27 protein-coding genes are annotated in these 26,345 nt (G+C 43.9%); 14 read left to right on the top strand and 13 right to left on the bottom strand.

Annotated features, from left to right (window positions below; genetic code table 11):
* Nucleotides 1-5 precede the first annotated feature (5 nt).
* Entirely contained in the window at nucleotides 6-3,998 is a 3,993-nt protein-coding gene (essC, locus tag BN1234_RS20040) for a type VII secretion protein EssC (protein ID WP_054958407.1), read from the bottom strand.
* An 86-nt stretch (nucleotides 3,999-4,084) separates the two neighbouring features.
* Nucleotides 4,085-4,396 (bottom strand): hypothetical protein, encoded by a 312-nt coding sequence (locus BN1234_RS20035; RefSeq protein ID WP_054958406.1) that lies wholly within the window; start codon nucleotides 4,394-4,396, stop codon nucleotides 4,085-4,087.
* A 387-nt stretch (nucleotides 4,397-4,783) separates the two neighbouring features.
* Here BN1234_RS20035 and BN1234_RS20030 point away from each other — a divergent pair, with 387 nt between their 5' ends.
* On the top strand, nucleotides 4,784-5,023 hold the full coding sequence (locus BN1234_RS20030) for a hypothetical protein (protein ID WP_054958405.1): 240 nt from the start codon (nucleotides 4,784-4,786) through the stop codon (nucleotides 5,021-5,023).
* 34 nt (nucleotides 5,024-5,057) lie between these two features.
* Here BN1234_RS20030 and BN1234_RS22965 read toward each other — a convergent pair whose 3' ends face one another.
* Nucleotides 5,058-5,192 carry a hypothetical protein gene (locus BN1234_RS22965; RefSeq protein WP_281177661.1) on the bottom strand — a complete coding sequence of 45 codons (135 nt, stop codon included), beginning with the start codon at nucleotides 5,190-5,192 and terminating at the stop codon, nucleotides 5,058-5,060.
* A 249-nt stretch (nucleotides 5,193-5,441) separates the two neighbouring features.
* Here BN1234_RS22965 and BN1234_RS20025 point away from each other — a divergent pair, with 249 nt between their 5' ends.
* The 3 genes from BN1234_RS20025 to BN1234_RS20015 are packed head-to-tail and all read left to right on the top strand — an operon-like array spanning nucleotide 5,442 to nucleotide 7,160.
* Nucleotides 5,442-5,771: a PadR family transcriptional regulator gene (locus tag BN1234_RS20025; protein ID WP_054958404.1), complete on the top strand. Its 330-nt coding sequence runs from the start codon at nucleotides 5,442-5,444 to the stop codon at nucleotides 5,769-5,771.
* Nucleotides 5,764-6,312 carry an HAAS signaling domain-containing protein gene (locus BN1234_RS20020; protein ID WP_054958403.1) on the top strand — a complete coding sequence of 183 codons (549 nt, stop codon included), beginning with the start codon at nucleotides 5,764-5,766 and terminating at the stop codon, nucleotides 6,310-6,312. The genes BN1234_RS20025 and BN1234_RS20020 overlap by 8 nt, the downstream gene beginning before the upstream one ends.
* Complete coding sequence (locus tag BN1234_RS20015; protein WP_054958402.1) at nucleotides 6,312-7,160, top strand: DUF4097 family beta strand repeat-containing protein; 849 nt, start codon at nucleotides 6,312-6,314, stop codon at nucleotides 7,158-7,160. Before BN1234_RS20020 ends, BN1234_RS20015 begins: the two co-directional genes overlap by 1 nt.
* An 83-nt stretch (nucleotides 7,161-7,243) precedes the next feature.
* On the opposite strand, the gene BN1234_RS20010 is transcribed toward BN1234_RS20015, so the two are convergent.
* Nucleotides 7,244-7,855: a DUF2087 domain-containing protein gene (locus BN1234_RS20010; protein WP_054958401.1), complete on the bottom strand. Its 612-nt coding sequence runs from the start codon at nucleotides 7,853-7,855 to the stop codon at nucleotides 7,244-7,246.
* A 208-nt stretch (nucleotides 7,856-8,063) separates the two neighbouring features.
* Here BN1234_RS20010 and BN1234_RS20005 point away from each other — a divergent pair, with 208 nt between their 5' ends.
* From BN1234_RS20005 to BN1234_RS19975, 7 genes are all read left to right on the top strand, one after another.
* Nucleotides 8,064-9,041, top strand: a complete 978-nt coding sequence (locus BN1234_RS20005) for a YpdA family putative bacillithiol disulfide reductase (protein WP_054958400.1) — start codon at nucleotides 8,064-8,066, stop codon at nucleotides 9,039-9,041.
* A gap of 44 nt (nucleotides 9,042-9,085) precedes the next feature.
* Nucleotides 9,086-9,529: a DUF441 domain-containing protein gene (locus BN1234_RS20000; protein ID WP_054958399.1), complete on the top strand. Its 444-nt coding sequence runs from the start codon at nucleotides 9,086-9,088 to the stop codon at nucleotides 9,527-9,529.
* 183 nt (nucleotides 9,530-9,712) lie between these two features.
* Complete coding sequence (locus tag BN1234_RS19995; protein WP_245640235.1) at nucleotides 9,713-10,600, top strand: decaprenyl-phosphate phosphoribosyltransferase; 888 nt, start codon at nucleotides 9,713-9,715, stop codon at nucleotides 10,598-10,600.
* A gap of 27 nt (nucleotides 10,601-10,627) precedes the next feature.
* Nucleotides 10,628-11,263 carry an HAD family hydrolase gene (locus BN1234_RS19990; RefSeq protein ID WP_054958397.1) on the top strand — a complete coding sequence of 212 codons (636 nt, stop codon included), beginning with the start codon at nucleotides 10,628-10,630 and terminating at the stop codon, nucleotides 11,261-11,263.
* Nucleotides 11,251-11,589 (top strand): EamA family transporter, encoded by a 339-nt coding sequence (locus BN1234_RS19985; RefSeq protein WP_054958396.1) that lies wholly within the window; start codon nucleotides 11,251-11,253, stop codon nucleotides 11,587-11,589. The genes BN1234_RS19990 and BN1234_RS19985 overlap by 13 nt, the downstream gene beginning before the upstream one ends.
* Nucleotides 11,579-11,899 (top strand): EamA family transporter, encoded by a 321-nt coding sequence (locus BN1234_RS19980; RefSeq protein WP_054958395.1) that lies wholly within the window; start codon nucleotides 11,579-11,581, stop codon nucleotides 11,897-11,899. The genes BN1234_RS19985 and BN1234_RS19980 overlap by 11 nt, the downstream gene beginning before the upstream one ends.
* Before the next feature lie 31 nt (nucleotides 11,900-11,930).
* Nucleotides 11,931-13,235, top strand: coding sequence for a DUF6080 domain-containing protein (locus BN1234_RS19975; RefSeq protein ID WP_054958394.1), 1,305 nt, complete (start codon nucleotides 11,931-11,933; stop codon nucleotides 13,233-13,235).
* A 114-nt stretch (nucleotides 13,236-13,349) separates the two neighbouring features.
* Here the strand turns inward: BN1234_RS19975 and BN1234_RS19970 are convergent, their stop codons facing one another.
* Complete coding sequence (locus BN1234_RS19970) at nucleotides 13,350-15,095, bottom strand: ABC transporter ATP-binding protein (RefSeq protein ID WP_054958420.1); 1,746 nt, start codon at nucleotides 15,093-15,095, stop codon at nucleotides 13,350-13,352.
* A 144-nt stretch (nucleotides 15,096-15,239) separates the two neighbouring features.
* Here BN1234_RS19970 and BN1234_RS19965 point away from each other — a divergent pair, with 144 nt between their 5' ends.
* The gene (locus BN1234_RS19965; protein ID WP_054958393.1) at nucleotides 15,240-15,740 is read left to right on the top strand and encodes a hypothetical protein; all 501 of its coding nucleotides are present in this window, start codon (nucleotides 15,240-15,242) and stop codon (nucleotides 15,738-15,740) included.
* Between the two features lie 104 nt (nucleotides 15,741-15,844).
* On the opposite strand, the gene BN1234_RS19960 is transcribed toward BN1234_RS19965, so the two are convergent.
* Both BN1234_RS19960 and BN1234_RS19955 read right to left on the bottom strand, forming a co-directional pair.
* Nucleotides 15,845-16,297: an NUDIX domain-containing protein gene (locus tag BN1234_RS19960; RefSeq protein ID WP_054958392.1), complete on the bottom strand. Its 453-nt coding sequence runs from the start codon at nucleotides 16,295-16,297 to the stop codon at nucleotides 15,845-15,847.
* Between the two features lie 49 nt (nucleotides 16,298-16,346).
* Nucleotides 16,347-16,652: a HesB/YadR/YfhF family protein gene (locus BN1234_RS19955; protein ID WP_054958391.1), complete on the bottom strand. Its 306-nt coding sequence runs from the start codon at nucleotides 16,650-16,652 to the stop codon at nucleotides 16,347-16,349.
* Nucleotides 16,653-17,199: 547 nt separating this feature from the next.
* On the opposite strand from BN1234_RS19955, the gene BN1234_RS19950 reads away from it, so the two are divergent.
* Nucleotides 17,200-18,957 (top strand): ABC transporter ATP-binding protein, encoded by a 1,758-nt coding sequence (locus BN1234_RS19950; RefSeq protein WP_054958390.1) that lies wholly within the window; start codon nucleotides 17,200-17,202, stop codon nucleotides 18,955-18,957.
* The gene (locus tag BN1234_RS19945) at nucleotides 18,958-21,078 is read left to right on the top strand and encodes an ABC transporter ATP-binding protein (RefSeq protein ID WP_054958389.1); all 2,121 of its coding nucleotides are present in this window, start codon (nucleotides 18,958-18,960) and stop codon (nucleotides 21,076-21,078) included.
* Nucleotides 21,079-21,161: 83 nt separating this feature from the next.
* Here the strand turns inward: BN1234_RS19945 and BN1234_RS19940 are convergent, their stop codons facing one another.
* The 6 genes from BN1234_RS19940 to BN1234_RS19915 all read right to left on the bottom strand — a co-directional run.
* Nucleotides 21,162-22,100: a protease complex subunit PrcB family protein gene (locus BN1234_RS19940; protein ID WP_054958388.1), complete on the bottom strand. Its 939-nt coding sequence runs from the start codon at nucleotides 22,098-22,100 to the stop codon at nucleotides 21,162-21,164.
* A gap of 68 nt (nucleotides 22,101-22,168) precedes the next feature.
* Nucleotides 22,169-22,639 (bottom strand): hypothetical protein, encoded by a 471-nt coding sequence (locus tag BN1234_RS19935; RefSeq protein WP_054958387.1) that lies wholly within the window; start codon nucleotides 22,637-22,639, stop codon nucleotides 22,169-22,171.
* 77 nt (nucleotides 22,640-22,716) lie between these two features.
* Nucleotides 22,717-23,451, bottom strand: a complete 735-nt coding sequence (locus BN1234_RS19930) for a hypothetical protein (protein ID WP_245640233.1) — start codon at nucleotides 23,449-23,451, stop codon at nucleotides 22,717-22,719.
* Nucleotides 23,448-24,281 (bottom strand): ABC transporter ATP-binding protein, encoded by an 834-nt coding sequence (locus BN1234_RS19925; protein ID WP_054958385.1) that lies wholly within the window; start codon nucleotides 24,279-24,281, stop codon nucleotides 23,448-23,450. Before BN1234_RS19925 ends, BN1234_RS19930 begins: the two co-directional genes overlap by 4 nt.
* Nucleotides 24,282-24,805: 524 nt before the next feature.
* Nucleotides 24,806-25,204 carry a PqqD family peptide modification chaperone gene (locus BN1234_RS19920; RefSeq protein ID WP_245640232.1) on the bottom strand — a complete coding sequence of 133 codons (399 nt, stop codon included), beginning with the start codon at nucleotides 25,202-25,204 and terminating at the stop codon, nucleotides 24,806-24,808.
* A 14-nt stretch (nucleotides 25,205-25,218) separates the two neighbouring features.
* The coding region (locus BN1234_RS19915) for an OPT family oligopeptide transporter (RefSeq protein WP_156337285.1) at nucleotides 25,219-26,345 on the bottom strand (1,127 nt) is incomplete at its 5' end.

The raw sequence follows: 26,345 nt of genomic DNA, 5'->3' as shown, positions 1-26,345 counted from the left end.
TCCTCTCAAACCACAACATGCCATCGGTCACGAATTTCTGTGATCCATTTTTGAGCATTCCACACTTCATCGTACGGAACTGCGCCTTTAATTCTGGAAAATTTTCTCTTGATATAGTACCCCTGACCTGGTGGCAATAATTTTAGGCCTCCAGGACTATTAGCAGACTCTGAAAAAGGGATTCTAAAGAACGATAAATCGTTCGAATCGAGAGTCCCAAATAAAAATCCGGCTTGTGACGCTTTCACGTCCGTAAACCAATCTACCCCGTATGTTGGGAAGTCTGCAGGCACCCCGGACAACACGACATGCACTTTGCGGTCCCGGCCTTGTCTAACAATCGAAGATAACTGATCTTTTAATGTAAAGTCGTTTAATTGTTTACTCATTACATCTGCGTCATCAATCAGCAGCAGTATGGCCGAATCTGCGCTTTCCTTAGTTCTTTTCTGAACCTTCTCATAAATCCCTGAGATCAATGGACCCAGATCCTCTTCATTTTCAGCAAAGCCTTTAACGTGAGGCAAATGATTTAACCGACTGAGTCCATTGCTTCCGTATCTTGTATCCACTGTATAGATTTCAAGATCATCAGGCGATGTATGGTATGCAAGTGACAGCATCCAGCTGAGCAGGAATGAAGTTTTCCCGCCCTCCATCGGACTGGCAACAATAAAATGTGGCCCTTCCTCCAGATCCACAAAATAAGGTGAAAGATCATCCGTTGCCAAACCTACAGGCACCTGATATTTGGACGTGCCTATTATTTCTTCATATGGCTGATTCACTTTAAGCAGTTCGGACAGAATGATTTTCTCTGGCAATGAATCTATGGAAGGAGCGGCTTCTCCGTTCCATGATTGTTTCAAATGATCAATCAGCTTGCGAAGTTCAGCAGTCCGTTCTCCTTCGTCCTGACCCGGCGCTGACAGAGCTGTCTGAAACTCCAGCGGCGGGGTCTGGCCCTTAACAAGCCCGCGTCCTGGCGGGAGTTGATTGGGCGCTCTGGAAGGACGACCTACCGCATAATAATAGTCTGCAGGGTCCGCAAGTTCGAATGAAACGGCTTGCTGAATGTTGCTTCTAACTTTTTCAAACATATCAGAAATACGATTGGCCGTAATTACAAAAGTGATTCCTAAGCTGCCTCCTTCCCGAAGCAAGTACTCCAGCGCATCATTCTCGTCCGGGTACATATTTCGGAAGTTCAGGTAACCGTCAATAACAATCAGAATCTGCGGAACCTGATTCGTAAACGCCCGTCTGTAGGCTGCAATTGTCTTTACACCGGCCTCAGCTATCAGCTCTTTCCGGCTGCCGGCTGTTTTGGTTAAAAATCGGAATAATCGTTTGATGCGATCATCCTCCTCGGCTGTCATCACCGCACCAATGTGAGGCAATCCCGAGAAGTCGCGCATCATTCTTCCCATATCAATGACATACCCGTGCCACTGATCTGGAGTATATCGCTGAGAAAGAGACATAAGAAGTGTCTGCACAAAAGTGGTCTTTCCTAGTCCCGGCATTCCATACACAGCAAAATGGCCCTGTTCGATATTCAATCGAAGGGGTGTTTGGCATTGGTTCGGCAGATCATCGACCATACCTACACAGGCAGTAAGCGATAATTCACCTAACGTATGCACGGAACTCTCATCAGCCTGAGACATGACTACATCCAGATCCAGACTTTCAGGCAAAGGAGGGAGCCAAGGTCCCTGCAGTCTTTCTATACCTTCTTCCCGGGCAATTTCAGCCACCCGGTCAATAAATACCTGAAGCTGTTTTGGAACCTCATGGTGATGGCGGCCGCTGGAATTCGCTTTAGACAGCATCGATTCTGTCTTACCGTTCAGATGCACTTCACGAATATCAATCATGTCTTCCGTATCCTGCTCTTCTATATAGGGAGCTCCGCTCCAGGCAAACTGCATCTCTTCAAACAGCTCATCACTTCCGACTTGAAAATATCCTCGCCCCGACTTGTTAATCCACGCAGCGTTTGGAATTTTCAGCATATCACGGCTGTCTCCCTCACTCTGTACCCGCAGACAAATACGGAATCTCGAGTTACTCCAAATCTTATCATCAACTACACCCGCTGGCTTCTGAGTTGCTAAGATCAAGTGGACTCCGAGCGTCCGGCCGATAGCTGCAATACTGATCAGTTCATCCATAAACTCCGGCTGATCCTTTTTGAGCTGGGCGAACTCGTCTATAATGATCACTAAATGCGGAAGCGGTTCTCCGTGCCTATTACGAAGGAGTTTGTAATATTCATCAATATGCTGCAAGTTCCCTGCATCATTTAATATCTTTTGACGACGAACCAATTCTGCCTTAAGCGAGATTTTTGCACGTTCAATCAGATTGTTGTCCAGATTGGTAATCGTACCGACCACATGCGGCAAGTGGAGAAACGTATTGGACATGCCTCCGCCTTTATAGTCAATCAGCATGAATGCAAGGTCATGCGGATGAAACTCGGCAGCAAGGGATGCAACGATAGACTGAATGACCTCACTTTTGCCAGACCCGGTTGTGCCTGCAATCAAGCCATGCGGACCGTGGCCCTGGCGTTCAATTTTATCATGCAGATTCAAATTGATTTTTTTATTGCCAGCCCTTACTCCGATCGGTACAGGCAGGGAATCAGGATAACGATTCTTTTCCCAGCGGTCCTTCACATCCAGTTCAGAAATCCTGTCGATTTCCATCATTTCAAACAATGTTAATATTGCAGGGATATCTGAAGCAGAAGAACGCTTCAAACGAATCGGAGCCATGTAACGGGCCAGAGCTTCCATCTGTTCCCGGCCGATACCGTCCGTCTTGAAAGCCTGCTGTCTGGCAGCACCGTTGTGCTTAACGGTGTAAACTGCCTGCTCCCTTTCCACCTCAACAATCAGCTGGCAATGCATCGGCAGATTCTCTTTACGGTCCGATAAAATAATAGTGACGGCATCAACTGCTTCACCGTCCTCTAATAAAAGTGGTAACAGCGGTTCTTCTTCAATCAGCTGAGCGTTCGATAAAATTACAATATATGCTGGTATGTCAATCGATTTGCTCCCATAGTCAGATCGATTGTTCTTACGGCGAAATAATTGCATAAAGAGTTCATCGGCTAGCTTATGTGCGCTGCTGCGCCGATTTGCAAGATACCTTGCTGAACGATCATCGTCCCATGTATGAGGTAACCAGCGCAGCCAATCCCACTCATGAGCTTCTTTTTCTTCAAAAAATGCTGCTGTTTTCACTTCATCTGGGGAATGACGTACAGCGGTTTGCGCAATAATGACTCGCAGCATATTTAAAACATTCTCTCTCCCGCCCACAATGCCAATTACTTTAGATTCAAATAACGGGAGCGTAATGGAGGCTTCCTCAACGGTTTGAAATTCACCTGCAAGTTCTTGCGCTGCTTCGATCAACGGATCCTTCTCATACCCGTCTGCCCTGGGAGCCTTGACCTGTATGTGAAACGGAATGGTTCCCTTACCCACTCGGACATCAAGAAAATCAGTATCTTCAGGCGATCTTTCCCATAAGGAACTGGCTCTATTCTTGGCGATTTGAAAACATACATCCGGATCACCGTGAATATCATACATAACCTCAACCTGATCTTGCTGGCGCTGCTTCAATTCTTCCCGGTGGAGATCCAGCTGATGGCGGTATTTCATATTTCTCTCGGCAATCTTTTTTTGATATGTCTTCTTATTTCCCAGATACATAAAGAAGGGCAGCGTATAAGAGGTAAGCATCATGAATATGGACAACATTTGAAACATCATCATATTGCTGTTGGCCATTTTCCCGCTCACATTCATGTAGACATACAAGCTGATGGTAGCCACAGTCATAATGATAGGAATGATAATAGAAATAAGTGAAAACGACGGCTTGTTAGGCTCTGACGGAGGTCTAAGTATCTCCATCTCTTCTGTATGCAGAGCCGGTCTAATCCGTGGCGAACGCTGATACATGACGTTCATCAAGGCCCTCCCCTTTTATATGAAGCTTTTCAAAAAATTAATATGTATGATGATTCTTATTGAATCAGTGGGTTATTTACCCAATTTTATGCTTCTTGAAACAACGCTCTTCGCCCATAGCTTGGAGTCTCTTCTTCAGTAGTTGAAAATGCACGCTGAAGCCTTATATAAGCCCCTTCTCTAAGTCCGGACTCAGCCACACCGGAGCCCTCCTTTACCGTGAACCAAAGCCCCTCAGGAAATTTTGCTTCTAATATATATTGAATTCCTGAACTGGCAGGCTCCTTAAACAGGCGAACACCAAGGAGTTCAATCAGCCGGGTTATGGAACAATCATCCGGAACTTCAATATCAAACCACTCTCCTTCACTGCGTCCACAAATCACTGTAAGGATCATCAATCGGTTCCCGCCTTTCTTAATATACCTATGGTAAAATATTCACCCAAATATGCCCAAACACCTAGTTAAATTTATTAAAAATTTGGTTACATTATTGTAATAATATCATCCCGTAGTCTATCCTGTCAATTTGTGTCATATATCTTTCGTCCTATTTTTGGTGGTTATTTATGTAGTTCAGAAGAATCAATATTAATTTGAAACGGGGAATACGGCTTAAAATATTGTCATTTAGAATATACCCGCACAAAAAAAAGAGAGTTCACAAAAATGTCACTCTCATAATTTGGTGTATTGATTAATTCATAGATTTTAAGGTTATTTTAAGATTGGCAGTTTATAATGCAAATATCATGAAACAAGAATTTTCGTGAGGTGATTCAAGTGAAAGCACTTATTATGTTCCAGAACAAACCGATCCCTGTATATTTTACTACTGATAACAAACAGCCGGTACAAAAAGTACTGAAGCTCTTGACCAGCGCACTTGATCATAAAATTCGCAATGGTAAAAAAGCGCTGCAAAAATGCCTGAACTCTCTTATTAGTATTGAAATAGAGGGATCTGAGGCAATTCTTCACAGTAAAAGTGAAAACGACTCTCTTGCGCTATCTCTTTTTTAAAAGAGATAGCCTTTTTCTTGTCTGTTTGCTGATTTTATCGAAGAAGGTGCTTCTCTTCAGCCGTCTGTGCTTTGTATATGCGAATCTGGAACAATCTGATCAAATTTAGGCGTGTATGCGATTCTTGGCTGTTGTCCAACTTCTTTAAAATAAATCGATCAATGGACATGCCTCTCACTCCTTTTATTCATCACTTCGTTACAGGAAAACTTACCTCAAATCCGTATTTTTTATTAACCTCGCCTTCATTATTTTAAACGCGAAACAGCTACCTCATCCTCCAACATACATATTCAAGAAATAATTCCTCTCCAGTACCTTGCAATATTCAGTACCTAATGTTATTCTCTTTATTAGCTAATGAATAATAATCAGTACCGATTACTATTCAATTCTATAGGGATTGGAGGTATCACCCTTGGAAGTCAGTATTCAATTTAAGAAAGGCGTCCTTGAATTATGCGTGCTCGTGCTGATTCACCGTAAAGATCAATATGGGTATGAGCTCGCCCAGTCTGTATCCAAACATATTGAAGTTGCCGAAGGAGCACTATATCCACTTTTGCGCAGACTTGTAAATGAAGGATACTGCACAACATATCTTCAAGAATCATCTGAAGGTCCGCCCCGTAAGTATTACAAGCTGACTGAAACCGGTGAGGTCTATATGAATGCCATGATTAAAGAATGGAAGGACTTTGTAAGTAATGTTACTAATTTAATTGAGGAAGGACAGGAGTATGAATAAAAAACAGTTTTTATCCATCTTAGAAGCAAGACTTTCACCATTGCCCCTCAGTGAACGGAATGAGCTCCTGAGTGAGGTGGCAACGCATTTTGAGATTGGGCTGCAAGACGGACGCTCTGAAGAAGATATCGCCCGCGAACTCGGGGATCCATTTGAAATGGCTCGGGAAGCACTGGGTGATCGATATATGGATATGACGATTCAGACTCCAAATTCACCTGGGACTGTAGGTCGTCTGTTTATAGGTATTGGTCTCTTATTCTGTGCTTTGGTAGCTGTCCCCTTCCTGGTTACGCTCTGTACAGGAGGGCTTGCTTTAGCAATCGGTGCTGCCGCAATTATGCTCAGCCCGGTGCTGCTTCTGCTTGATTATTTGTATAATGGTACTTTTTATCCCGCTAAATTGTTCCTGTCCATATCATTGGTCGGTGTCGGTATTCTTCTCGCCTACATCGTCCGGTGGGTATATATCGGACTGGTCATCATAATTCGTGGATATTTCAGATGGAACGTCCGAATGATGAAAGGAAGATCTGTTTAATGAAAAATAAAATTTTGATCAGCACCGCTATACTGCTCATCCTTATTGGTGCAGTCGGGATGGCGGCATATAAATTCAAATTTCAAGAAGATTTTATTGACCATAAACAGGCCTGGGATCTGAAAGCTGATGAGATTAAGAAACTGAGCATTAAGAGCACCTTCGATATTAATATTTCATTTACTCCAGGTTCAAATAAAGAAGGATATATACAATTTCATGGGAAAGTTCATCCCGAAATAGTCGATCGACTTAAGAATCTAGATATTAAAGGACCTGATCTTACACTGGATTTGACTGTTCCTTCACGACATGAATTTTTCAGTTTCAATTTTGAGTTTCCGAAAGGGGCAATAGAAGTTGCGCTTCCGCAAGGAACCGAATTAGAGTATTTGGACGTATCAGCTTACTCCGGGGATATTAATCTGTTTGGGGTCTCTTCAAACAACATTAATATATCTTCAATGTCAGGTGACGTGACTGCAAATCATCTTACTGCCAATAATCTGAATCTTGAAACATATTCAGGAGATATTGAGGGAGAAGACCTTACCGGTAACCTTCAGATCCTAAGCCGTTCCGGAGATGTGGAGCTGAAGCAAGTAAAGGGTGAAGGAAACATCGAGAATTACTCAGGTGATATCACAATCACTCAAGAAGGAGTTTCATCAATTACCACACTTGCACGGTCTGGAGATATTGACATTACGGCAGATCCGGGTTTTAACGGATTCTATGAAGCAAACTCCCGCTCCGGCTCAGTCAGCATCCCCCCATCACCAAAAGAGAGCAAACATACGATAAAAGCAGAGGCTTATTCCGGGAATATTGATATAAGGCTCCCTTAAATCAGAAATATACTATCCACTACAAACACCTTTCCGGTTCGGTAGAACGACCCACGGAAAGGTGTTATTTCATTTAGCTTCTATTATACCTGTTCCCAGTTGGTCCACATTTCACGTGGATTTAATACATAAACACCGTTATCCCTGTACATATACTGATGCATAATGAATTCTCGGCGAATCGTTGCATAATCTTCGTGGTACTGTTGAATAAATTGATTAATCTCTTTCTCTTGATATTCCCTGCCGGGCTCCAGCTTCTGCACCAGATGCTCAAGCACAATTAACTTCTTCTTGTATTGGGCTGGAATTTGACTCAGTCTGCCTTCTTTGGTAAAGAAATTGTTGATTACAGACGTTTTTAGCTTCATCTTCTTCGTTTCATCCGTTTCTTTCATTTCCATAGGATCCTCCCCTCCTCCCTTACCAAAAATAAACGCTTCAGACGCTTGATGAACTTGACGAATGAACTCCGGGTTAAGCGAAAAATAAATCGTATTCTTATCTCTTCGCTCATGAATTAATGAAGCATTACGAAGCTTGGAAATATGGTGGGTTACCGTAGGCTGCGACAAGCTGAGTTTACCTGCCAGTGCCTGCCCGTGCAGTTCTCCCCGTCCCAGCAGCATAAGTATTCTCATCCGGTTAGGGTCACCAAGCAATTTATGGACATTGACGATCTTCTCCAGCTGCATCTGAATACATCCTTCCTAATTATAAGTTCAATGCATTTTCATATTTATCTAATTAGATATTAATCTAATTAGATTCTCACGTCAATACCTTTCACACAAGGCATTTGCCTTTTGATGGTAATCGCTCAATGTGGATTTATCTCTACTTTTGCGGTAGGATTATTATTGCTAATTGTTCATGAATGCTTATTACATAAGGAGGTTTACCATGCTAGACGTTTTAATAATTGGCGCAGGACCATGCGGGCTATCAGCTGCTATTGAGTGCAGCAAACGCGGGCTGTCTGCAGAAATAATCGATAAACACAATATCGTTCATTCCATTTACTTGTATCCAACCCATATGCAGTTTTTCAGTACTGCAGAGATGCTTGAAATCGGTGATATCCCATTTACCATTTCCAATGATAAGCCTTATCGGGACGAAGCACTCGCATACTATCGTAAAGTTGCCGAGCATTACAAGATCAATATCTCGCCTTATGAGGAAGCCACCTCTATTAACAAGCTCCCTGATGGTTCTTTCAAGGTGCTGACACGTAAACGCAGCGGCGTGGAAAGCTATCGCGAGGCCAAAAATGTTGTCATCTCAACCGGCTACTTCGATCATCCGAATTACATCGGCATTCCCGGTGAAGACCTCGATAAAGTCACTCATTATTTTCGTGAAGCCCATCCTTATGCCGGAATGAAAACAGCTATTATTGGCGGAAGTAATTCAGCGGTGGATGCAGCAATGGAGCTGATCCGTGTCGGTGCAGATGTAACGATGATTTACCGTAGGAAGGAAATATCCGAGAACATTAAGCCTTGGGTAAGGCCCATATTCGAGGCAATGGTGAACAAGGGACGAATCAAGCTGTACTTGGAGTCTAACGTAACCGAGATTCGGGAAAACTCTATAACGATTAAGTCGAATAATGGATCTGAGCAATTGATTGATAATGATTTCGTACTTGCTCTAACCGGTTTCCGTCCGGATCGCAAGCTGTTAGCTTCTTCCGGAGTAGAACTGGATGAAGAGATGGAGAAGCCTCGTTTTAACCCGGATACCATGGAAACCACGGTGCCTGGCTTATACGTTGCCGGAGTTATTTCATCCGGACGAAATGCGAATGAAATATTCATTGAAACCGGCCGTTTTCATGGGCGATTAATCGCTGAGCATCTCGTGAATAAGGCTTAGTTCTCTTCAATTAAATTCATACTCCAAAGGAGCTGGCGCACTTCATGGATGTCACCTCACTCATCCTGCTGGGTTTGGCAGCACTCGGAATCATTAGCAGCAACTCGACAATTACGATCGCGATGCTTGCTCTGCTGCTCATCCGCGTTACAGGCTTTCAGCAGGCCTTCCCTTGGCTTGAGAAATATGGGCTTACCATCGGGGTTATCATCTTAACCATAGGTGTGATGTCACCTGTGGCGAGCGGTAAAATGAGCCCTCAATTCATCGGAGAGTCCTTTCTGAATTGGAAATCTCTTATCGCAATCGGTGTCGGTATGCTGGTCGCGTACCTTGGCGGACGAGGAGTTTCCCTCATGGGCAGCAATCCGTCGGTGGTTGCCGGTCTTCTGATCGGAACCGTCCTCGGTGTCGCCCTGTTTCGCGGAGTTCCGGTTGGTCCTCTGATTGCAGCCGGTATCTTGTCACTGTTAATCGGAAAATCATAAGAAGTTTAATTTATAAAGCAAGAGGTGTCTTCTTCGTCTGTAGCAGGCGTAGAGGACACCTCTTGCTTCTTTTTTGTTTCTCGATTAATGTTGTACTATATATGTAATTGGAATAATTTTCTCGCAATTACATTAATTCTGATGCATTGTAGGAGGCATTTGTACGTGCAATCCCCTAATCTTATAAACAAGCCAGCTTTTCACAGGCAGACTCCGCTCCAGCTAATCAAACAATTACGCCCAAAACAATGGACGAAAAATCTGCTTATATTCGCCGCACCTCTATTTTCTTTTGATACAGTAAATGTGACTGTCATAGCAGATACGATTGCAGCCTTTTTCTTGCTCTGCTTCATCTCCGGCTGTGTGTACATAATTAATGATTATATAGACCTTGAAGCTGATAGAAGCCACCCTGTAAAGCAGCATCGTCCGATGGCATCCGGACAATTAAATCCAAACGTAGCTCTCGTTTTTGGCATTGTACTCCTCATAGGCTCACTTGCAGCATCCGCTATTTTCAGTCCGCTATTCACATCGCTGCTTGCACTATATTTTGTAATGAATGTCGCCTATTCACTTCATTTAAAACACGTCGTCATTATTGACATTATGATCATCGCCGCCGGATTTGTGCTTCGTGCCCTCGCTGGCGGATTAGTCATACATGTGCCATTTACACCCTGGTTCCTGCTGTGCACGATGCTCCTCTCTCTCTTTCTTGCTATTGGAAAAAGACGGCACGAACTGGTGCTTCTGCAAGAGGAAAAAGGTTCGCACCGTAAAGTATTGGAGCACTATTCCCTTGAGCTGTTAGATCAGTTTAGCGGCATTGTTACAACTGCAACGATTATTAGCTATTCACTGTTTACGTTTACATCGGGTCGTACCATTCACCTGATGTGGACGATTCCACTCGTCATCTATGGAATATTCCGCTACCTTTATTTGATTCACATTGAGAAAAAGGGCGGTTCACCTGATCGGGTATTGCTTGAAGATAGGCATATTCTGATGACTGTGCTTGTTTATGTCGTCAGTGTAATTGGAATTCTTACTTATTTTGAATAATTTTTTTTGCAGACGAGGTATGTATTCATGGCCCAAAAGGTGGCATTATTCGATGTGGACAAAACGATTATCCACAAGGATTCGATGTTTCAGTTTGTGATGTATGGAATACAGAAGAAGCCATCTTCTTTCTATTTTTTATTCCTTATCGTCATCTACTCTGTGCTATATAAACTGCATTTAATGAAGGCTGAAACTGCGAAAAGCTCCTATTTTCGTTTTATAAAAATGATGAATGAAGAAGATCTCAAGCTCTTTTTTGAGACCAAAATCCTGCCGAATGTATATCCAGGAGCCTTGTCCGAAATGCAGAACAAAAAGAAAGACGGATATCACATTTTGCTGGTTACCGCATCTCCTTATGCATATATGAAATATTTCGAACAGCTTGATGTTGTAGATGGAGTAATCGGAACGAATTTGATCAAATCCGGTGAACAGTTCACTCATCTGATTGATGGAAACAACTGCAAGGGAGAAGAGAAAGTGACCCGGATCCAAGGCTATTTGCAGGAAAAAGGAATTACGATCGATTATGACCATTCCTGTGCTTACTCCGACTCTCTGTCCGATATGCCAATGCTGGAGCTTGTGGGCCAAAAATATCTAATTAATTGTCATAAACATAAAGCGGGATGCGAGGGATTAACATGGAGCATGTAAGCGGTGAACAAAGACGACATCTCGGAAAGTGGTTGATGATCGTATCCGCCATACTCACAGCGACTGGCCAATTATTCTGGAAATGGGGCCACAGCAACCTGGTCTATATGGTCATCGGATTCGCATGTTATGGACTGGGAGCTATATTTATGATCAAGTCATTGGCACTGGAAAAGCTCTCTGTTGCTTACCCGCTGATGTGCATTAGCTATATCGTTGCATTGTTATACGGTGATCTCTTTCTTGGAGAGCCCATCACGCTAAAGAAGACAGCGGCAGTTGTCCTGCTTGGAATCGGGGTGACCTTAACCTCTTATGAAAAATGAACCGATCCTGTATATGCTTCTGCTTGCTATGACTCTGTTAGGCTCGCTGGGCAGCGTGTTTTTTAAAGGCTTCACCTCTAAAAAGCAATTTTTCTTACTGTTCATTGGTTTTGCATCTTATGGTATTGGTGCATTGCTCAACATCTACTTGTTAAAAGAGCTGCCTTACACGATTGTAATGCCTGCGAATGCTCTAACCTTTTTGTGGGCTTTATTGTTCGCCAAAGTCATTTTCAAGGAATCGATCGGGATGATAAAAATAGCAGGTGTCGTTTTCATCATCTCGGGTTTGTTACTCTTAATCACTTAGTTCAAATGATTTGGGAGGTTCGTAAATACATATGACTTTTCGCGGCTATTTTTTCAAAGACAGGAAGGATAATTACACTGCATTGATTCTTTGGCTTGTATTCTGCTTATTTTATCTGGTTATGAACATGCCCTATATACAGTACATCAAAGATAATGCAGAAATGTTAGGCCGCTACAATCCCTTCTACGGGGCGCCTTTCTCGCTTAATCTGTTTAATTTCGATCCGTCGATGGAGTACGGAAGTACCACAGGCACAGTTATTCACCCGCTCTACAACTTCCTTTCAGCGCCGCTTACTCATCTGTCCAGCCACTCGATTGGTAATATGCTGTTTCTAATCGTACAAGCCGTAATGAATGCATTGACGACCACGATCATCTATTTCATGCTCCGCAGAAGTGGCTCGGATCGGCATGTTTCCCTTCTGTTCACCGCTTTGTTCGGTGTAAGCTCTTACAGTATTTTTACAGCATTCATTCCAGATTCTTATCCTTATGCACAATTTGTTATCGTGCTCTCCGCAGCCTATTTGCAAAAATGCCGGGCTGAGCAATCGTTTCCGATTATTCCAAATGCCTCCCTCACCTTGCTTAATTTCGGGATTACATCAACCAATGTTGTTACGTTTGCCGTTGCTCTGTTTGTCAGCCTTTTTAACCGAAGCCATACAAAAACGACATTCAAGTGGTTTATGATCATTATGATTACTGCCCTAATGATGATTCTTATGATGACAGGAATACAGTATTTCACATTCGGAAAGACATGGTTAACCAATGTTTTTGGCGGTCTTTCAAGCGGGGGTCTCGGTTATGTTACACCGTTCTCGGTCGAACACCATGCCAGAGCATTCTATATGCTTATTGTAAGTCCTATACTAACCCCTGCTATCGCCTTGATTGACACGGGTATCACGGCTTTTGCTACTGATCTCAGCAAGCCTTATCCCTTGTATGTCCACATTGTGGGGATCGGCTTCTTCTTGATGGCTGTTCTTGGCTTCATTAAAGGCATTAAATCTAGGGGCATCTGGGCTATCTTTACTTACATCTTGTTTGCGTTTCTGCTTCATATCGTAGTTGGTTTTGGGCTCACCGCATTCACCTATGACTTATATCTTTATGCAGGGCATTATCTATTCGCATTCTTTATTCTTGCTGCCAGCTTCGTCACCGGAATTCGAAACCATACAGCCAAAAAAGTTCTGCTAGGGGTTGCTGCTGTGTTCCTGCTTGTTACGGCCGCTAACAACATGATCAAGCATCAATCAAATCTGGATTATATTCACGCATCCTATACTAATGTGCTTACACAGCAGGATTCGGATAAATAAATCGAATACAATCCACTAGAATACAATAAAATCGCCCTTGATTGATGGTATATGGGGACATATCCATTCGAAACAAGGGCGATGATTTTATCTATTCATGAGAAGAGAACTGATTTAGGACTCCAAATGCTGTACATTATATAATCTCGCATAACTTCCATCCCGCTCCATCAGCTCACTATGTGTTCCCTGCTCTGTGATCTGCCCGTTTTCAAGCACGACGATCATATCAGCATGTGTAATGGTAGATAAACGGTGAGCAACGATGAGCGTAGTCCGGTCTTTGGATAATGATTGAAGTGCCTGCTGAATTAAATGCTCTGATTCCAGATCCAGGGCCGAGGTAGCTTCATCCAGAACCAGAATATCCGGATTTTTCAAAAATACGCGTGCAATAGCCAGCCGCTGCTTCTGTCCGCCTGACAGCTTTACGCCCCGCTCGCCGACTTCCGTATCATAGCCTTGCGGCAGATTGACAATGAAATCATGGGCATTGGCAGATTGTGCAGCTGCCATGATTTCTTCATCCGATGCATCAGGATTCCCGAACAGAATGTTCTCCCGGACCGATCCGCTAAACAGGAAGTTATCCTGTAGAACCATCCCGACAGAGCCGCGCAAACTATCGAGTGTTACTTCACGGACATCCATGCCGTTGATCTTAACACTGCCCTTTTGCACATCGTAGAACCTTGGAATAAGGCCTATCAAGGAGGATTTCCCGCCGCCGCTCATACCAACAAAAGCAACAGTCTGGCCCTGCTCGATCTTCAAGTTGATGTCCTGAAGCACCCAGCCCCCTTGATCATTGTATTGAAACCACACCCGGTCAAACTCAATCCGCCCTGCTCTTGGCAATTCCTTCGCATTCGGCGCATCCACAATATCATACGGCTCGTCCAGCAATTCCTTTACCCGCTCCAGTGATGCCGAGGCCTGCGTAAGAACGGTTGAAGAATTGATCAGACGGCGCAGGGGAGCATACAGCCTGTCCAAATAGCCAAAGAACGCAACAAAGGTACCCAAGGTCAAATCTCCTTGAATCACACGATATCCTCCATAACCGATAACGAGGATGGGAGCGATATCGGTTAATGTATTAATGATAGAGAACGTTAAGGCATTCCATCTCGTCTGAGCCAGCGCTTTGTTCAGGAAATTGCCGTTGATGCCCTCAAATTTCTTTTGGTCATAACGCTCCAGTGTAAAGCTCCGGATCACCGATATTCCTTGAATCCGTTCATGCAGGTAAGACTGAATTCCAGCCAGTGCCTGGGAACGGTCTTTGGTCAGTTTTTTGAGTCGTTTATATAACAGATTCACCGCAATAGCATACAGGGGCAGAACCGAAATAGCTACCAGAGTTAATATCGGATTCATGAAGAACATCACGATTAAGACAAAGATCAGCGTGAACATATCGAGCCATATATTCATCATACCTACTTCAACAAGATTTTTGGATTGCTCCACATCGTTGATAAAGCGGGAAATTGCTTCCCCCACTTTGGTATTCTGATAATATCTTAATGAAAGCCGCTGAAGATGAGCATAAAGCCGGTTCCGCATATCAAATAAGATCCGACTCGTAATGAACTGGGCAAAATATTGCCGCATATACTCCACCGGACCACGTACAACAACAAATAATATCAGGGTCCCTCCGAGGACAAGCATCAGCTGGTCCAGTTTCTGCTTCATATCCATCTGTGTGCTAATCAATAGGTCATCGACCACATATTTCATAATCATAGGAAGCAGGAGAGGAATAGAGAATTTGATCATTCCAATGATAAGTGTCAGTATGATCCATTTTATATATGGCTTAACGAAGGGATAGTAAATTTTCCATGACTTCAAAAGAAATAACGACTCCTTTCTTATGCATGATCTGGTTGCGGCATCAAGGCCCATTTTTTACCTCATTGTTGACTTTTACCCGCTACAGTGCTTTATTATCTTTAAACTAAAAATATTAATTGTAATAGCTGCAGGAGGAATAACATGAGTACAACACTTGTAACTGAAGTTGTGATGCTCGCTATCTACGGCCAGCTTCTTGTGCCGCCGCGCCCCGTTGAATATATCATTCCTTATAAAACTATTATGGAACTATATGAATTAAAGAGCAGCGAAGAGCCTTTAATGCATTCAACCTCAGATGAGCATCATGTTCGGAACAAAATTCACGAGCTTATCCATTATTTCGAACAACCGCTGAACAAGAAGAAGATTGATCGGGCACTGCAAGTGCCTTGGGCGAAAAGTTCATCCATACCGCTTACGGAAACATCCTATGTAACGATACTCAATGCAGTCGATACAGCCCCATATGGAGAGTTATTCGATCCTGTGGAAACAGAATTACTTCTATCAGCCCAGCGGATCAATGCGCCCATTCTTACAGACCAATATGAGCTCATACAACGGATTATTGATGCATCCATCCCCGTTCAGGTTTATGATATTGATGATTTCGACTTTGCCGTTGAAGAATCAAACTGAATCATCCCGGGAAATTCTCAAGGGTAAATTGCTCGAAAAAAAAATTCCCCTTTCGGGGAAACCCGGCTGTCTGAAGGATAGATCTCAGACAATGGTATAGGACTTTATAGCAGCTGCTGTTTGATAGTTTCGAGCAAATGTAATGATATGCTATCCATAACAGGCAGATTTCCCGTATCCCAGTACTTTAAAGATAATTCACTCTGGGCAGGAAGATCAATTGCACTGCGAAGACCAACCGCAGCATAAACCCCAATAACAAAGAAAACCTCATCTCCGCCGGAATACTTTTTAACATACTTTGGACCTGACAACAGGTCAATTAACCGCATATCATCCGCAATAAGGCCGCTTTCTTCCCAGAGTTCCCTGGATGCGGCGTCCTCCATCGATTCGCCTGGCTTCATGCTCCCAATCGGAACACCCCATACGTCCTTCCCTTGGCGTTTCAGAAGCAATATCTCTCCAATATCATTCAGCACGATTACAGCCGCTTTCATAGCCAGCGTTGTCTTCTTGCTGATATATTGCCGAAGATCACGGTGATATACGCTCATCCTGAGAACCTCCTTTCCCTAGATAGAGCGCGTTAGCCACATTTGCTCGTTACTCCTCTGCGCCTTCTTCCTTATAAACATACATAATATCATCTAATGATTGTTCGTATTCCACTATGAGATTGTAGCCCCTTAAATACCACAAGTCTTGGTCCTCCATGTAAAACGTAATATCCTCTGCTACCTTAACCAGACCAGGATCCTTCGGCTCTTCCACGGAAATTCCAAGTGAAAACCCGGGATGTAATCCACCGCCGGAGCTGTAACGGGGAAAGAAACGTACAAACGTACCAGCGCCTAGTCCCAGCTCTTTCCTGTACCAACGCGCTGCCTCATTGCTGACTTCAATAATCATGTTCACGCACTCTCCTTTGAGGAATATGTCTGTTTCCCAGTTATTCGCCTTCAGATTCAGCATTTAAGAAAATGCTCAATTGTATATGTATCATAACGCATATCTGTACAGGGTTACAAATCTTTTCATATAAAAATTAAAGTATTTCTAACCTAAAATTTTTCTGAATCGTAAAAAATAGGTTTGACATTTTCAGGTATCCGGTGATAGAATTCAGTCCATACGAGATCTTCAATTTATTGTAAATTCTAACGAAAGGGTGGTTAAGGTGTTCGATATGTTTATTGTCTATGCTCATCGTCCGATGGATAAATACTCACAACTGAATACCGATGACATCCTGCCCGTACCGCCTCACTTCTGATACATATTCATGTATTAATGTTGGACTGAAGTATCTGTATATGTGCGGTTGTCATTATAATACCGCGCGTATGATAAGTTAATGAGTGAAAGCATATCGTCCGTTTACGGGATGGTATGCTTTTTTTGGTTTAACAAAAGAACTGGGATTAGCTGCACGGCTCACGAAAGGAAGGGATCAAAAATGTTTACTGTACTAAAAAACTTAGGTTGGTTTTTTAAGCTTGAGAAGAAGAGATATTTGATTGGCTTGTTCTTCCTCATCTTATGCGGAATGCTTGAACTCCTGCCGCCGCTGCTTCTTGGTAATGCCATCGATGATATCGTAAGCAGCACAATATCCTGGCCTTCGCTCATCAAGTATCTACTGTTGATCATGGGTACCGTCGCTGTCATTTATATGGCTACTTACATATGGATGCACCGAATCTTTGGAGGCGCTAACCTGGTTGAACGATTGCTCCGTACACGTTATATGAATCATCTTCTTCGCATGCTTCCGCCGTTCTTTGAAAAGAACCGTACCGGTGATCTAATGGCAAAAGCAACGAACGATCTTCGTTCTGTTGCAGCAACTGCCGGATTTGGAATGCTGGTTATGACCGATTCAACGGTCTATCTCGTTGTCATTCTGTTCGCGATGGGGTTCCTCATCAGCTGGAAGCTGACGCTCGCTGCTATCTTGCCTTTGCCGATCATTGCAGTTGGTATGGTCATATACGGTAAAGCTATACATAAACGTTACACACAAGCTCAGGATGCATTCGGCGTCATGAATGATCAGGTGCTGGAATCTGTTGCTGGTATCCGGGTTGTGCGTGCCTATGTGCAGGAGCGTGAAGATCAGCGCCGCTTTCAAGAAATAACCGATGATGTGTACCGCAAGAATCTCGCGGTCGCTAAGGTCGATGCATTATTCGAGCCCACGATTAACTTTTCCATCGGCTTAAGCTATGTCATCGGTTTGTCCTACGGTGTGTATATGGTGTTCCAGAATCTAATTACCCTTGGAGATCTCGTATCCTTCAATATGTACCTTGGTATGATGATTTGGCCCATGTTCGCCATTGGAGAGCTGATCAACATTATGCAGCGCGGTAACGCCTCACTTGACCGGGTGAATGACACGCTTTCCGTTCCACCGGACGTTAGTGACCCCATGGAGCCTGTTGCTTTGGAATCTCCTGATTCCATCCAGTTTAAGGAGGTCACCTTCCGGTATCCGACTTCAACTGTTGATAATCTGATCGATGTATCACTTCAGCTGGAAAAAGGGCACACACTCGGTGTCGTTGGACGTACTGGAAGCGGCAAGACAACACTGCTCAAACAGCTGCTCCACGAATACCCAACAGGATCTGGAGATATTCTCATCTCCGGGACACCGATTGAAATGCTGTCTAAAGACCGTCTTCACAGCTGGATTGGATATGTCCCGCAGGAACAGATTCTTTTCTCCAAAACCGTAAGGCAAAACATTCAATTTGGTAAAAAGGATGCCTCAGACGATACCATTATGGATGCCATTGCTACAGCAGCGTTCGATCGGGATTTAAACACCCTCTCTGATGGCCTTGACACGCTTGTCGGTGAAAAAGGTGTTTCGCTTTCCGGTGGTCAGAAGCAGCGTGTATCCCTGGCCCGTGCATTCATATCAGACCCGGAAATTTTAATTCTGGACGATGCCCTTTCCGCGGTCGATGCCCGTACTGAGGCCCGAATCATTGAGAACATCCGCAATAAACGAGCAGGTAAAACAACCTTAATATCAACCCACCGCCTGTCTGCTGTCCAGCATGCGGATTGGATTATTGTATTGGATGGAGCCCGCATCATAGAAGAAGGTACACACGAACAGCTTTTGTCACTGAACGGATGGTACCGTGAACAATATGAACGTCAGCAAATTGAAAATAATCTGACCTCCGAGGAGGTGTCTTAATTGACGAATACCGATAATACAATATCGAACGAATCCGGGATTGCCAAACGACTTTTTCGTTACGCATTAACGGCTAAAGGTATTTTTATTGCTGCAATAATCATGCTGACGATCGGCGTAGCAGCTGAACTCGCTGGTCCATTCATTGCCAAGAACATGATAGACAATCATATCCTGGGCATTGAAAAACCGTATCACGAGACTTCATCATCTGAACAATCGGTCTTGTATAACGGTAAATATTATAAACGCATGGATCGGTTTGAACACGGTGAAGCCCGAGGACAAGAAGTTCGTATACTCCAGCATGGTAAGAGCTTTTATTTCATTCCTGAAGCGGTGGTCCAATCCGAAGGGGAGCGTTTCTTCAAAGACGGAACACTTACGATTTCTAGCCGGGACAAAAGCAGTTCATATCCGGCTGAAAAGTTAACTACCGATGAAGTGTTTGCATTCTATAAGCCTGAGCTGCCCGGAATATTTAAGCTGATACAGCTCTTTCTAATTGCACTGGTCATATCCATGATCACCGTATTTGCTCGCACTTACTGGCTTCAGTCAGCAGCCAACCGGGTTATTCAGAAGCTTCGAACCGATGTTTACGCTCATATTCAGCGGCTTCCGGTTTATTTCTTCGATAATCTTCCAGCAGGGAAAGTCGTTTCCCGGGTCACCAATGACACGGAAGCGGTCAAGGATCTCTTCGTCGCTGTCCTAGCAAATTTCAGTTCAGGCATGGTGTATATTACAGGGGTTTACATTGCTTTATTTCTCCTGGATATCAAGCTTGGGTTGATCAGCCTGTTCGTCATTCCGCTGCTCATCACCTGGACGATCCTTTATCGTAAATTTGCAACTAAATATAATGTAATCATCCGCTCGCGATTAAGTGAGATCAACGCAATCATCAATGAATCCATTCAAGGTATGCCAATCATTCGAGTCTTTCGCCGTCAGAAAGCAACTCAGGAGGAATTTGAAGCCTTAAATGAGGATTATATGGCACATCAGAACAAGATGCTGAATCTAAATTCCTTGACCACGCACAATCTCGTGAATGTGCTGCGTAATTTATCATTTGTGGTTATCCTGTGGTATTTCGGAGCAAGGTCTCTGGATGGCGTCGGTATCGTATCCATTGGTGTGCTTTACGCTTATGTAGATCTGATGGGCCGTATGTTCCAGCCGATTACAGGTATGGTCAATCAGCTGGCAGCACTGGATTCCTCCATCGTATCTGCCAAGCGTGTATTCGAATTGATGGACGAAACCGGCGAACGGGTTACCGATGGCTCCATGCCCCGCTATTCAGGCAATGTTGAATTCAAGGATGTTTCCTTTGCGTATAAGAAGGATTTTGTCTTGAAAAACATTTCATTCGAAGCCAAGCAAGGACAAACGGTCGCTCTTGTAGGACATACAGGTTCAGGGAAAAGTTCAATTATCAATCTTCTGTTCCGCTTCTACGACCCGCAAAAAGGAACGATTACCATTGACGGTCAGCCGGTGACCGACATTCCGAAGCAATGGCTCCGTCAGCATATGGGTATCGTGCTTCAAGATCCTTATTTGTTTACAGGAACCATCGCTTCTAACGTAAGTCTGGGAGATTCCCGTATCACCCGTGAGCAAGTGGATAAAGCTCTATGTGATGTTGGGGCAGACCGTCTGCTCGGGCATTTGCCGCAAGGGTTTGATGAGCCAGTCATCGAGAAGGGAAGCACCCTGTCAGCAGGACAGCGTCAGCTCATCTCATTTGCCCGTGCACTTGCTTTCAATCCAGCCATTCTCATTCTGGATGAAGCGACGGCAAATATCGATACCGAGACGGAAGCACTTATTCAGGATGCACTCGAGGTACTGAAAAAGGGCCGCACTACCTTTATTATCGCACACCGCCTGTCAACGATTCGAAGTGCAGATCTGATTCTCGTACTTCACCGGGGAGAAATTGTGGAGCAGGGTTCCCATGACGAGCTCATGGAGCATAAAGGCCGCTATTATCAGATGTATCAGCTTCAGTTTGGTTCTAATTCCGCAGACCGTCCACCTGCGGAGAATAAAGATAAGGAAGCCGTCACTACAGGTGCTTCGATAAATCTTGCGGGTGGTAACGCCTAAACCAATAAAATAGGCTAACCCTGTCGCAGAAGACTTCTGCCAGGGTTAGCCTATTTAAATTTTCTTATAACGCTCAATACAGATCACAGTTTGTTCTTTACATTTACAGATTCAGCTTTGTCAGCTTTGACCTTGATCTTATACTTGGACGGAACATAAGCTTCTGTCGATGCTTTCGAAATCACCTGCGGGTACATCATATCAGGATCCGGTTGAGTTATGCTGTAGTAAACGATCGCCTCATTTTGATTCGTAAAGTCAATCGAAGTTACTGCAATTCCATAGCCCGGATGTGGCAGATCGTCTTTCGTGAGGATTACTTTATTCACTTCATTATTCACTTTAACAATTTGAATTGAAATGTCCTCTCCTGCCTGATCGTTCCCTTTTACATCATCCTGCTTGTGATTTTGAATAAACTGCATGGCAGCATAGATCATCTGCGCAGCTTCCATACGAGTCAATTGATGCTTAGGAAGAAATTTATCCCCTTCCTCCAGTTCTGTGATCTTAGTTAACAGCAGAAACTGAACAGCACCGCGGCTTTCTTCTTTCATGTTTTTTTCATCAGCCACGTTAATATACATCATGATGAGTGGGTAATCCCCTGTTTGCTGAACTGCGGCAGCCAGCAATTTTGCAAAATCCTCCCGCAATATCGGTTCGTTCCACTTTGTCTCAGCTGTAACAGGTAATCCATGCTGAACAGCGATATTGACTGCATCGGCATACCATGCACCGTCCGGTACGGTACTGAAAGATTTACCGCTGAAATTCGGATTCATTTGAAGTCCAGTTGCTTTCACAATCATTTGAATGGCTTGTGCGGAAGTAATCACTTTTTGCGGAGCAAACTTATCCGCACTTACTCCTTGAATAATACCTTTCTTTTGAAGAGACTCCACCATTGCCCTTTGATTGTTATCCTGAACATCTGAGAAGGCAAATGCCGAGGCAGCCCCTGCGCCAAAGAGTGAAGATGAAATTAACAGCACGGATAATACTTTTTTGGTTGTTATCATAACTTGCACCTCCTGTTCATACTGACGCAGCATCAGTGGAAAATGTTTCAAGGGATGTCCGGTGCTTGCTAAATTTCGGGCTCTTTCTCCCCTTCTAACCCTAGCTTAATGTACATTTCTCTCGAATAACCTTGTAATTTCTGTTCTAACGCTTGGGCTTGATCTTTAAAAGCAGTCAGTTCACGGATCATGCGTGCACGTCCGGCAGGACTGAAGGTTTCGTGTATTCGTTCTTTAAAATAATCATGAACGATATGATTTCGCTGTTTCCACACTTCTTTCAGCTGTAGCGATTCTTCTTCGGAAAAAGGGAAGTAATGCTGTATTTCCTGAACCAGCTGACCCAGGGAACTGCTCAGTTTACGCTGGTACAATTGTGCAATATCCTCTTCCGATAGTACTTTACCCTTCGACAATTTTATAAGCATCAGCAGATTAGCCAGCTGCTGCTCTAATGCCTGTGAGTAATATACCGCCAATCCGAAATAGGCAAACAGCTCTTTGGAGTGGTCACTGTCTAGCAGTCGTGTCTGTTTCATTATTTCCTCCTGTTAGATAAGCTGCCTTTTATGTTCACCTTTCCTTCTCTTTATGGTATAGGAAGATTCATCCTTCATCAACCTGATTTTCTAACGAGCTCAGCTGCGTCCTTGGTACATGCTCTGTTCAAATAGACAAGAAACAGCACCGCGGTATAACCAAATGTATATAATAAAGCCCAAGCACACTTAATTAAGCCTTGTTCATCTGCATGCATTAGCATATCAATCATTAGCGAGACAGGAGGAAGAATGTATGCCATAAAGGTCATTTTTCCAGGAAGTGAACTAACAACAGAAAGCCCTGCAATCGATAGAATCACCACAATACATATTAAACCTATTGCCCTGCCTTGATTCTCGATCCAGCCGGATTGGAAATAAAGAGATATAGCCGAACCCAGCAAGGATAATAATAAATGTGCAAGCCAAGCTATCACGAAGCGCTCCATCCCCACAGGCTCATTAAACATTCCCGTCAAGATTGGATAAATTACAGCCATCGTGCTCATGATTGCACTAAACGTCACAAGAACCGCATACTGGGTAACATAGAACACTCCCGCACTTCCCGTATGCAACAGGAGAAGCGAAGTTTGCCGACCTTGATCATGATTGAGGAAAGTCATTCCCATCCAGGCAAAACCCATAAACAGCAGGGTGGACGTAACGGCATAGCTGTCCATTACAGGATTCGGCTTATAGGAATACAGAAGAAGGACGGAAATAATCATAAAGGAAAAAGGGGCAAAATAACGGTAAGACCGCGTATAACTCGCTATCAAATATCGGAGCAGCTGCCAATTCATCATGATTCCACCGAGATCACAGAGCCGCCTGAATTGAGGACAAACAACAGCATCTCATCCGAGAAATCTTTCTGTATAACTATTTCTGCGGGTGTTCCTCTTGATTTGAAGTATAAGAATCCATTCAGGGTTTCCAGCTTCAATAACGCATCAGGAGACAAGCCATGAAATCTTATCATTACCCCTTTGCTCTCAGGCACTTGTTCATGAAGAGCATCACGGACCACTCTTCCCTCTTCCATAAAGACCATTCGATCAGCCAAAGCTGCCGTCAAAAGCGGCTCATGGACCGACATGGCAATCGCTTTTCCTGAATGTTTAATCTCCTCAAGAATACGAATCATCTCATATTGTGATCCTTCATCCAATCCGGATAAAGGCTCGTCTAATATAAGCAAATCAGGTGTGGACAGCATGGCCTGCATCAGATTAACCTTTTGCAGCATTCCCTTCGAGAAATGATTCATGCTTCGCTCAGCATGCTGCTCCATATGAAACAGTGATAGCATGCCTTCTGCCATATGCAGTGCAGCTTGCGCATTTAATCCTTGAATTCTTGCCATATGTATTAAATACTGCTTAGGTGTGAAACGCAGACTTGGAAAACGTTCAGGTACATATCCGACACGAAGACTGCTTGAACGAATAACCCTCTTCCCTTGAGAAGGAACTGCCAGCCCGGCAATCAGGTGCAGCAGAGTGCTCTTTCCCGCTCCGTTCCCCCCTGTAACAGCTACACATTCTCCTCGATTTATTCGCCATGTTATATCCTGAACAGCTGCATGGCGTCCATACCATTTACTCACTTGATCCAAAACGATGAGTTCTTCCAAGCAAGATCCCGCCTTTAATATCGTTATTTGAATATTTTAACGTGTTATTCCAGAATAATACAAGCTAGGGACACTCACTGTACAAGTTCGAGCAAACTATCATGTGGGTCATTCTTACAATCTGGTTGTAATTCATCTCTCCGAATGCAGATCATTCTTACGATCACTGTTGTCCCCGGATTTCTTCTGGATTAACGAGAGTCGTTGAAATCCGGGGACAGTTAACGCTTTCGATGTAGCTTTCCTGTGGAAAGCTTTTAGGCGACCGCTTTGCTTCTTCAGACTGATTCTGCCTTCTTCGTTGTAGAATACTTCTCAAAGTTCCGACTTCATGTCGTGATAGAATTTTAATTTATGGTTGAGCTCTATTAGTTTACGTGTGATAAGCTATTTCTTACGGAATAAATGTCCTCATTGCTGATTCCATCTGGGCATGTTCTATTCATTCTCGGGATCATAAAACAAAGTAGGCTACTCAAGTAAATGCCTTGAGCAGCCTACTATATTTCTTGCCGGATTAGTCTTTAACTTTCTTTCTTAAGCTGCAAATTCTCGCTTATCAAACCGCTCTTCCAGTCGATCCAATGATTCACTTCCATCATTTCGATAAATTTGACCAGACGGGGAATCAGAGGCTCAGCAGCTTCTCCAAACTCCATTTTCAGATTCTCCGCTATATCCGCTATAGCGTGCTGACCATCGCATCTGCTTACAACAGCAGCGCCCAGATCATCCAGCTTCACCTTGATTACAGCAGGTTGACCCAGAAAACGTACAGCCTGGCGTTCAAGCCAGGACTGACGGGGTACGAGCACTGTCGCATAACCGTCCCTCTGCTCCAGTGTCAGACCATCTTTAAGTACAGGAACCATGCAGAGAAGGTTCAGGCTTTTCTTCACTCTTTTTTTCCTACGAATACTCAAGGCTTGATCACTCCCTACGATTTAGCTGCTGGCGCTTTTTTGCTGGCTAACGATCCCCATGTCAGAATCATCGTAACAATCAGGAATATAAGAAGCGGCAGCCAATTATTCTCAATCAGTGTGCTGCCCGGAATCTCTACATTCATCCAGATAAGCACCGCTATGATTACACCAATCAAGGATTCACCGGCAATTAGCCCTGAAGCCAGCAGTGTGCCTGTTTCCACTCTCGCCTTCAGCTTTTCTTTATCCTTACGGGAAAGGACCTCGATGAACCAGCGTACAAGTCCTCCGACCATGATTGGGGTGCTAACATGAATCGGCAAATAGATACCGACTGCCACAGTCAGTGAGTTCAGTCCCAGCAATTCGAATACTACCGCAGAGGCAGCACCGATAAAAATGAGATCCCATGGAAGATTACCAGCCATGATTCCTTCCACAATAATTCGCATCAATACCGCTTTGGGTGCCGGAAGGTCTTCAGAACCCAGGCCGTAGCTTTCATTTAATACGGATAGAATAAAACCGATAACAAGTCCTGATACAAGCACACCAATCATCATCGCAACCTGCTGCTTCCATGGTGTCCCTCCGACCAAATATCCGGTCTTTAAATCCTGTGAAATATCACCGGCTACGGCCAGTGCCACACACACAATAGCTCCTACCGTTAATGATGCAATCATACCGTTCATGCCGGTCATGCCTGACATTTTGAATAAAAATGTAACGATGAGCAGGGTAGCGATCGTCATTCCCGAAACCGGAGAGGACGAGCTGCCGACAAGCCCTACGATACGGGAGGCTACGGTCACGAACAAAAATCCAAATATGGCGATGGCAATCGCTCCAACGATACCGACATCTGTTAATGGGGAAAATCCAATGATTACAATTAACACTGCGATCATGGCGAACACCCATATCCCAGGGATATCCTGATCTGTACGATCCAAAGTCTTCTTCCCGCTATCTTTTTTCTGCAGGCCACGAAGAGTCGCGGCTAATGAACTGAAGAGCATGGGAAGTGTTTTGGCGAGTGTAATCAAACCACCTGCGGCTACAGCCCCCGCTCCGATATAACGAATATAATCGCTCCAAATTCCCCATGCATCTAACCCGCCGATTGGGCTTTCTG

Source organism: Paenibacillus dakarensis, assembly GCF_001373415.1.
GTDB classification, from domain to species: Bacteria; Bacillota; Bacilli; order Paenibacillales; family Paenibacillaceae; genus Paenibacillus_AQ; species Paenibacillus_AQ dakarensis.
Note: the sequence above shows the minus strand (reverse complement) of the source record. Positions and strands in the feature narration are given on the sequence as shown.

What these genes read in the sequence shown, in the direction of transcription:
- BN1234_RS19940 (WP_054958388.1), bottom strand. Translation starts at nt 22,100, where the DNA reads ATGATAACAACCAAAAAAGTATTATCCGTGCTGTTAATTTCATCTTCA.
- BN1234_RS20010 (WP_054958401.1), bottom strand. Translation starts at nt 7,855, where the DNA reads ATGCAGCTGGAGAAGATCGTCAATGTCCATAAATTGCTTGGTGACCCT.
- essC (WP_054958407.1), bottom strand. Translation starts at nt 3,998, where the DNA reads ATGAACGTCATGTATCAGCGTTCGCCACGGATTAGACCGGCTCTGCAT.
- BN1234_RS19985 (WP_054958396.1), top strand. Translation starts at nt 11,251, where the DNA reads ATGGAGCATGTAAGCGGTGAACAAAGACGACATCTCGGAAAGTGGTTG.
- BN1234_RS22965 (WP_281177661.1), bottom strand. Translation starts at nt 5,192, where the DNA reads ATGTCCATTGATCGATTTATTTTAAAGAAGTTGGACAACAGCCAAGAA.
- BN1234_RS19935 (WP_054958387.1), bottom strand. Translation starts at nt 22,639, where the DNA reads ATGAAACAGACACGACTGCTAGACAGTGACCACTCCAAAGAGCTGTTT.
- BN1234_RS19990 (WP_054958397.1), top strand. Translation starts at nt 10,628, where the DNA reads ATGGCCCAAAAGGTGGCATTATTCGATGTGGACAAAACGATTATCCAC.
- BN1234_RS20020 (WP_054958403.1), top strand. Translation starts at nt 5,764, where the DNA reads ATGAATAAAAAACAGTTTTTATCCATCTTAGAAGCAAGACTTTCACCA.
- BN1234_RS20035 (WP_054958406.1), bottom strand. Translation starts at nt 4,396, where the DNA reads ATGATCCTTACAGTGATTTGTGGACGCAGTGAAGGAGAGTGGTTTGAT.
- BN1234_RS20015 (WP_054958402.1), top strand. Translation starts at nt 6,312, where the DNA reads ATGAAAAATAAAATTTTGATCAGCACCGCTATACTGCTCATCCTTATT.
- BN1234_RS19930 (WP_245640233.1), bottom strand. Translation starts at nt 23,451, where the DNA reads ATGATGAATTGGCAGCTGCTCCGATATTTGATAGCGAGTTATACGCGG.
- BN1234_RS19975 (WP_054958394.1), top strand. Translation starts at nt 11,931, where the DNA reads ATGACTTTTCGCGGCTATTTTTTCAAAGACAGGAAGGATAATTACACT.
- BN1234_RS19965 (WP_054958393.1), top strand. Translation starts at nt 15,240, where the DNA reads ATGAGTACAACACTTGTAACTGAAGTTGTGATGCTCGCTATCTACGGC.
- BN1234_RS19960 (WP_054958392.1), bottom strand. Translation starts at nt 16,297, where the DNA reads ATGAGCGTATATCACCGTGATCTTCGGCAATATATCAGCAAGAAGACA.
- BN1234_RS20005 (WP_054958400.1), top strand. Translation starts at nt 8,064, where the DNA reads ATGCTAGACGTTTTAATAATTGGCGCAGGACCATGCGGGCTATCAGCT.
- BN1234_RS19955 (WP_054958391.1), bottom strand. Translation starts at nt 16,652, where the DNA reads ATGATTATTGAAGTCAGCAATGAGGCAGCGCGTTGGTACAGGAAAGAG.
- BN1234_RS20000 (WP_054958399.1), top strand. Translation starts at nt 9,086, where the DNA reads ATGGATGTCACCTCACTCATCCTGCTGGGTTTGGCAGCACTCGGAATC.
- BN1234_RS19950 (WP_054958390.1), top strand. Translation starts at nt 17,200, where the DNA reads ATGTTTACTGTACTAAAAAACTTAGGTTGGTTTTTTAAGCTTGAGAAG.
- BN1234_RS19980 (WP_054958395.1), top strand. Translation starts at nt 11,579, where the DNA reads ATGAAAAATGAACCGATCCTGTATATGCTTCTGCTTGCTATGACTCTG.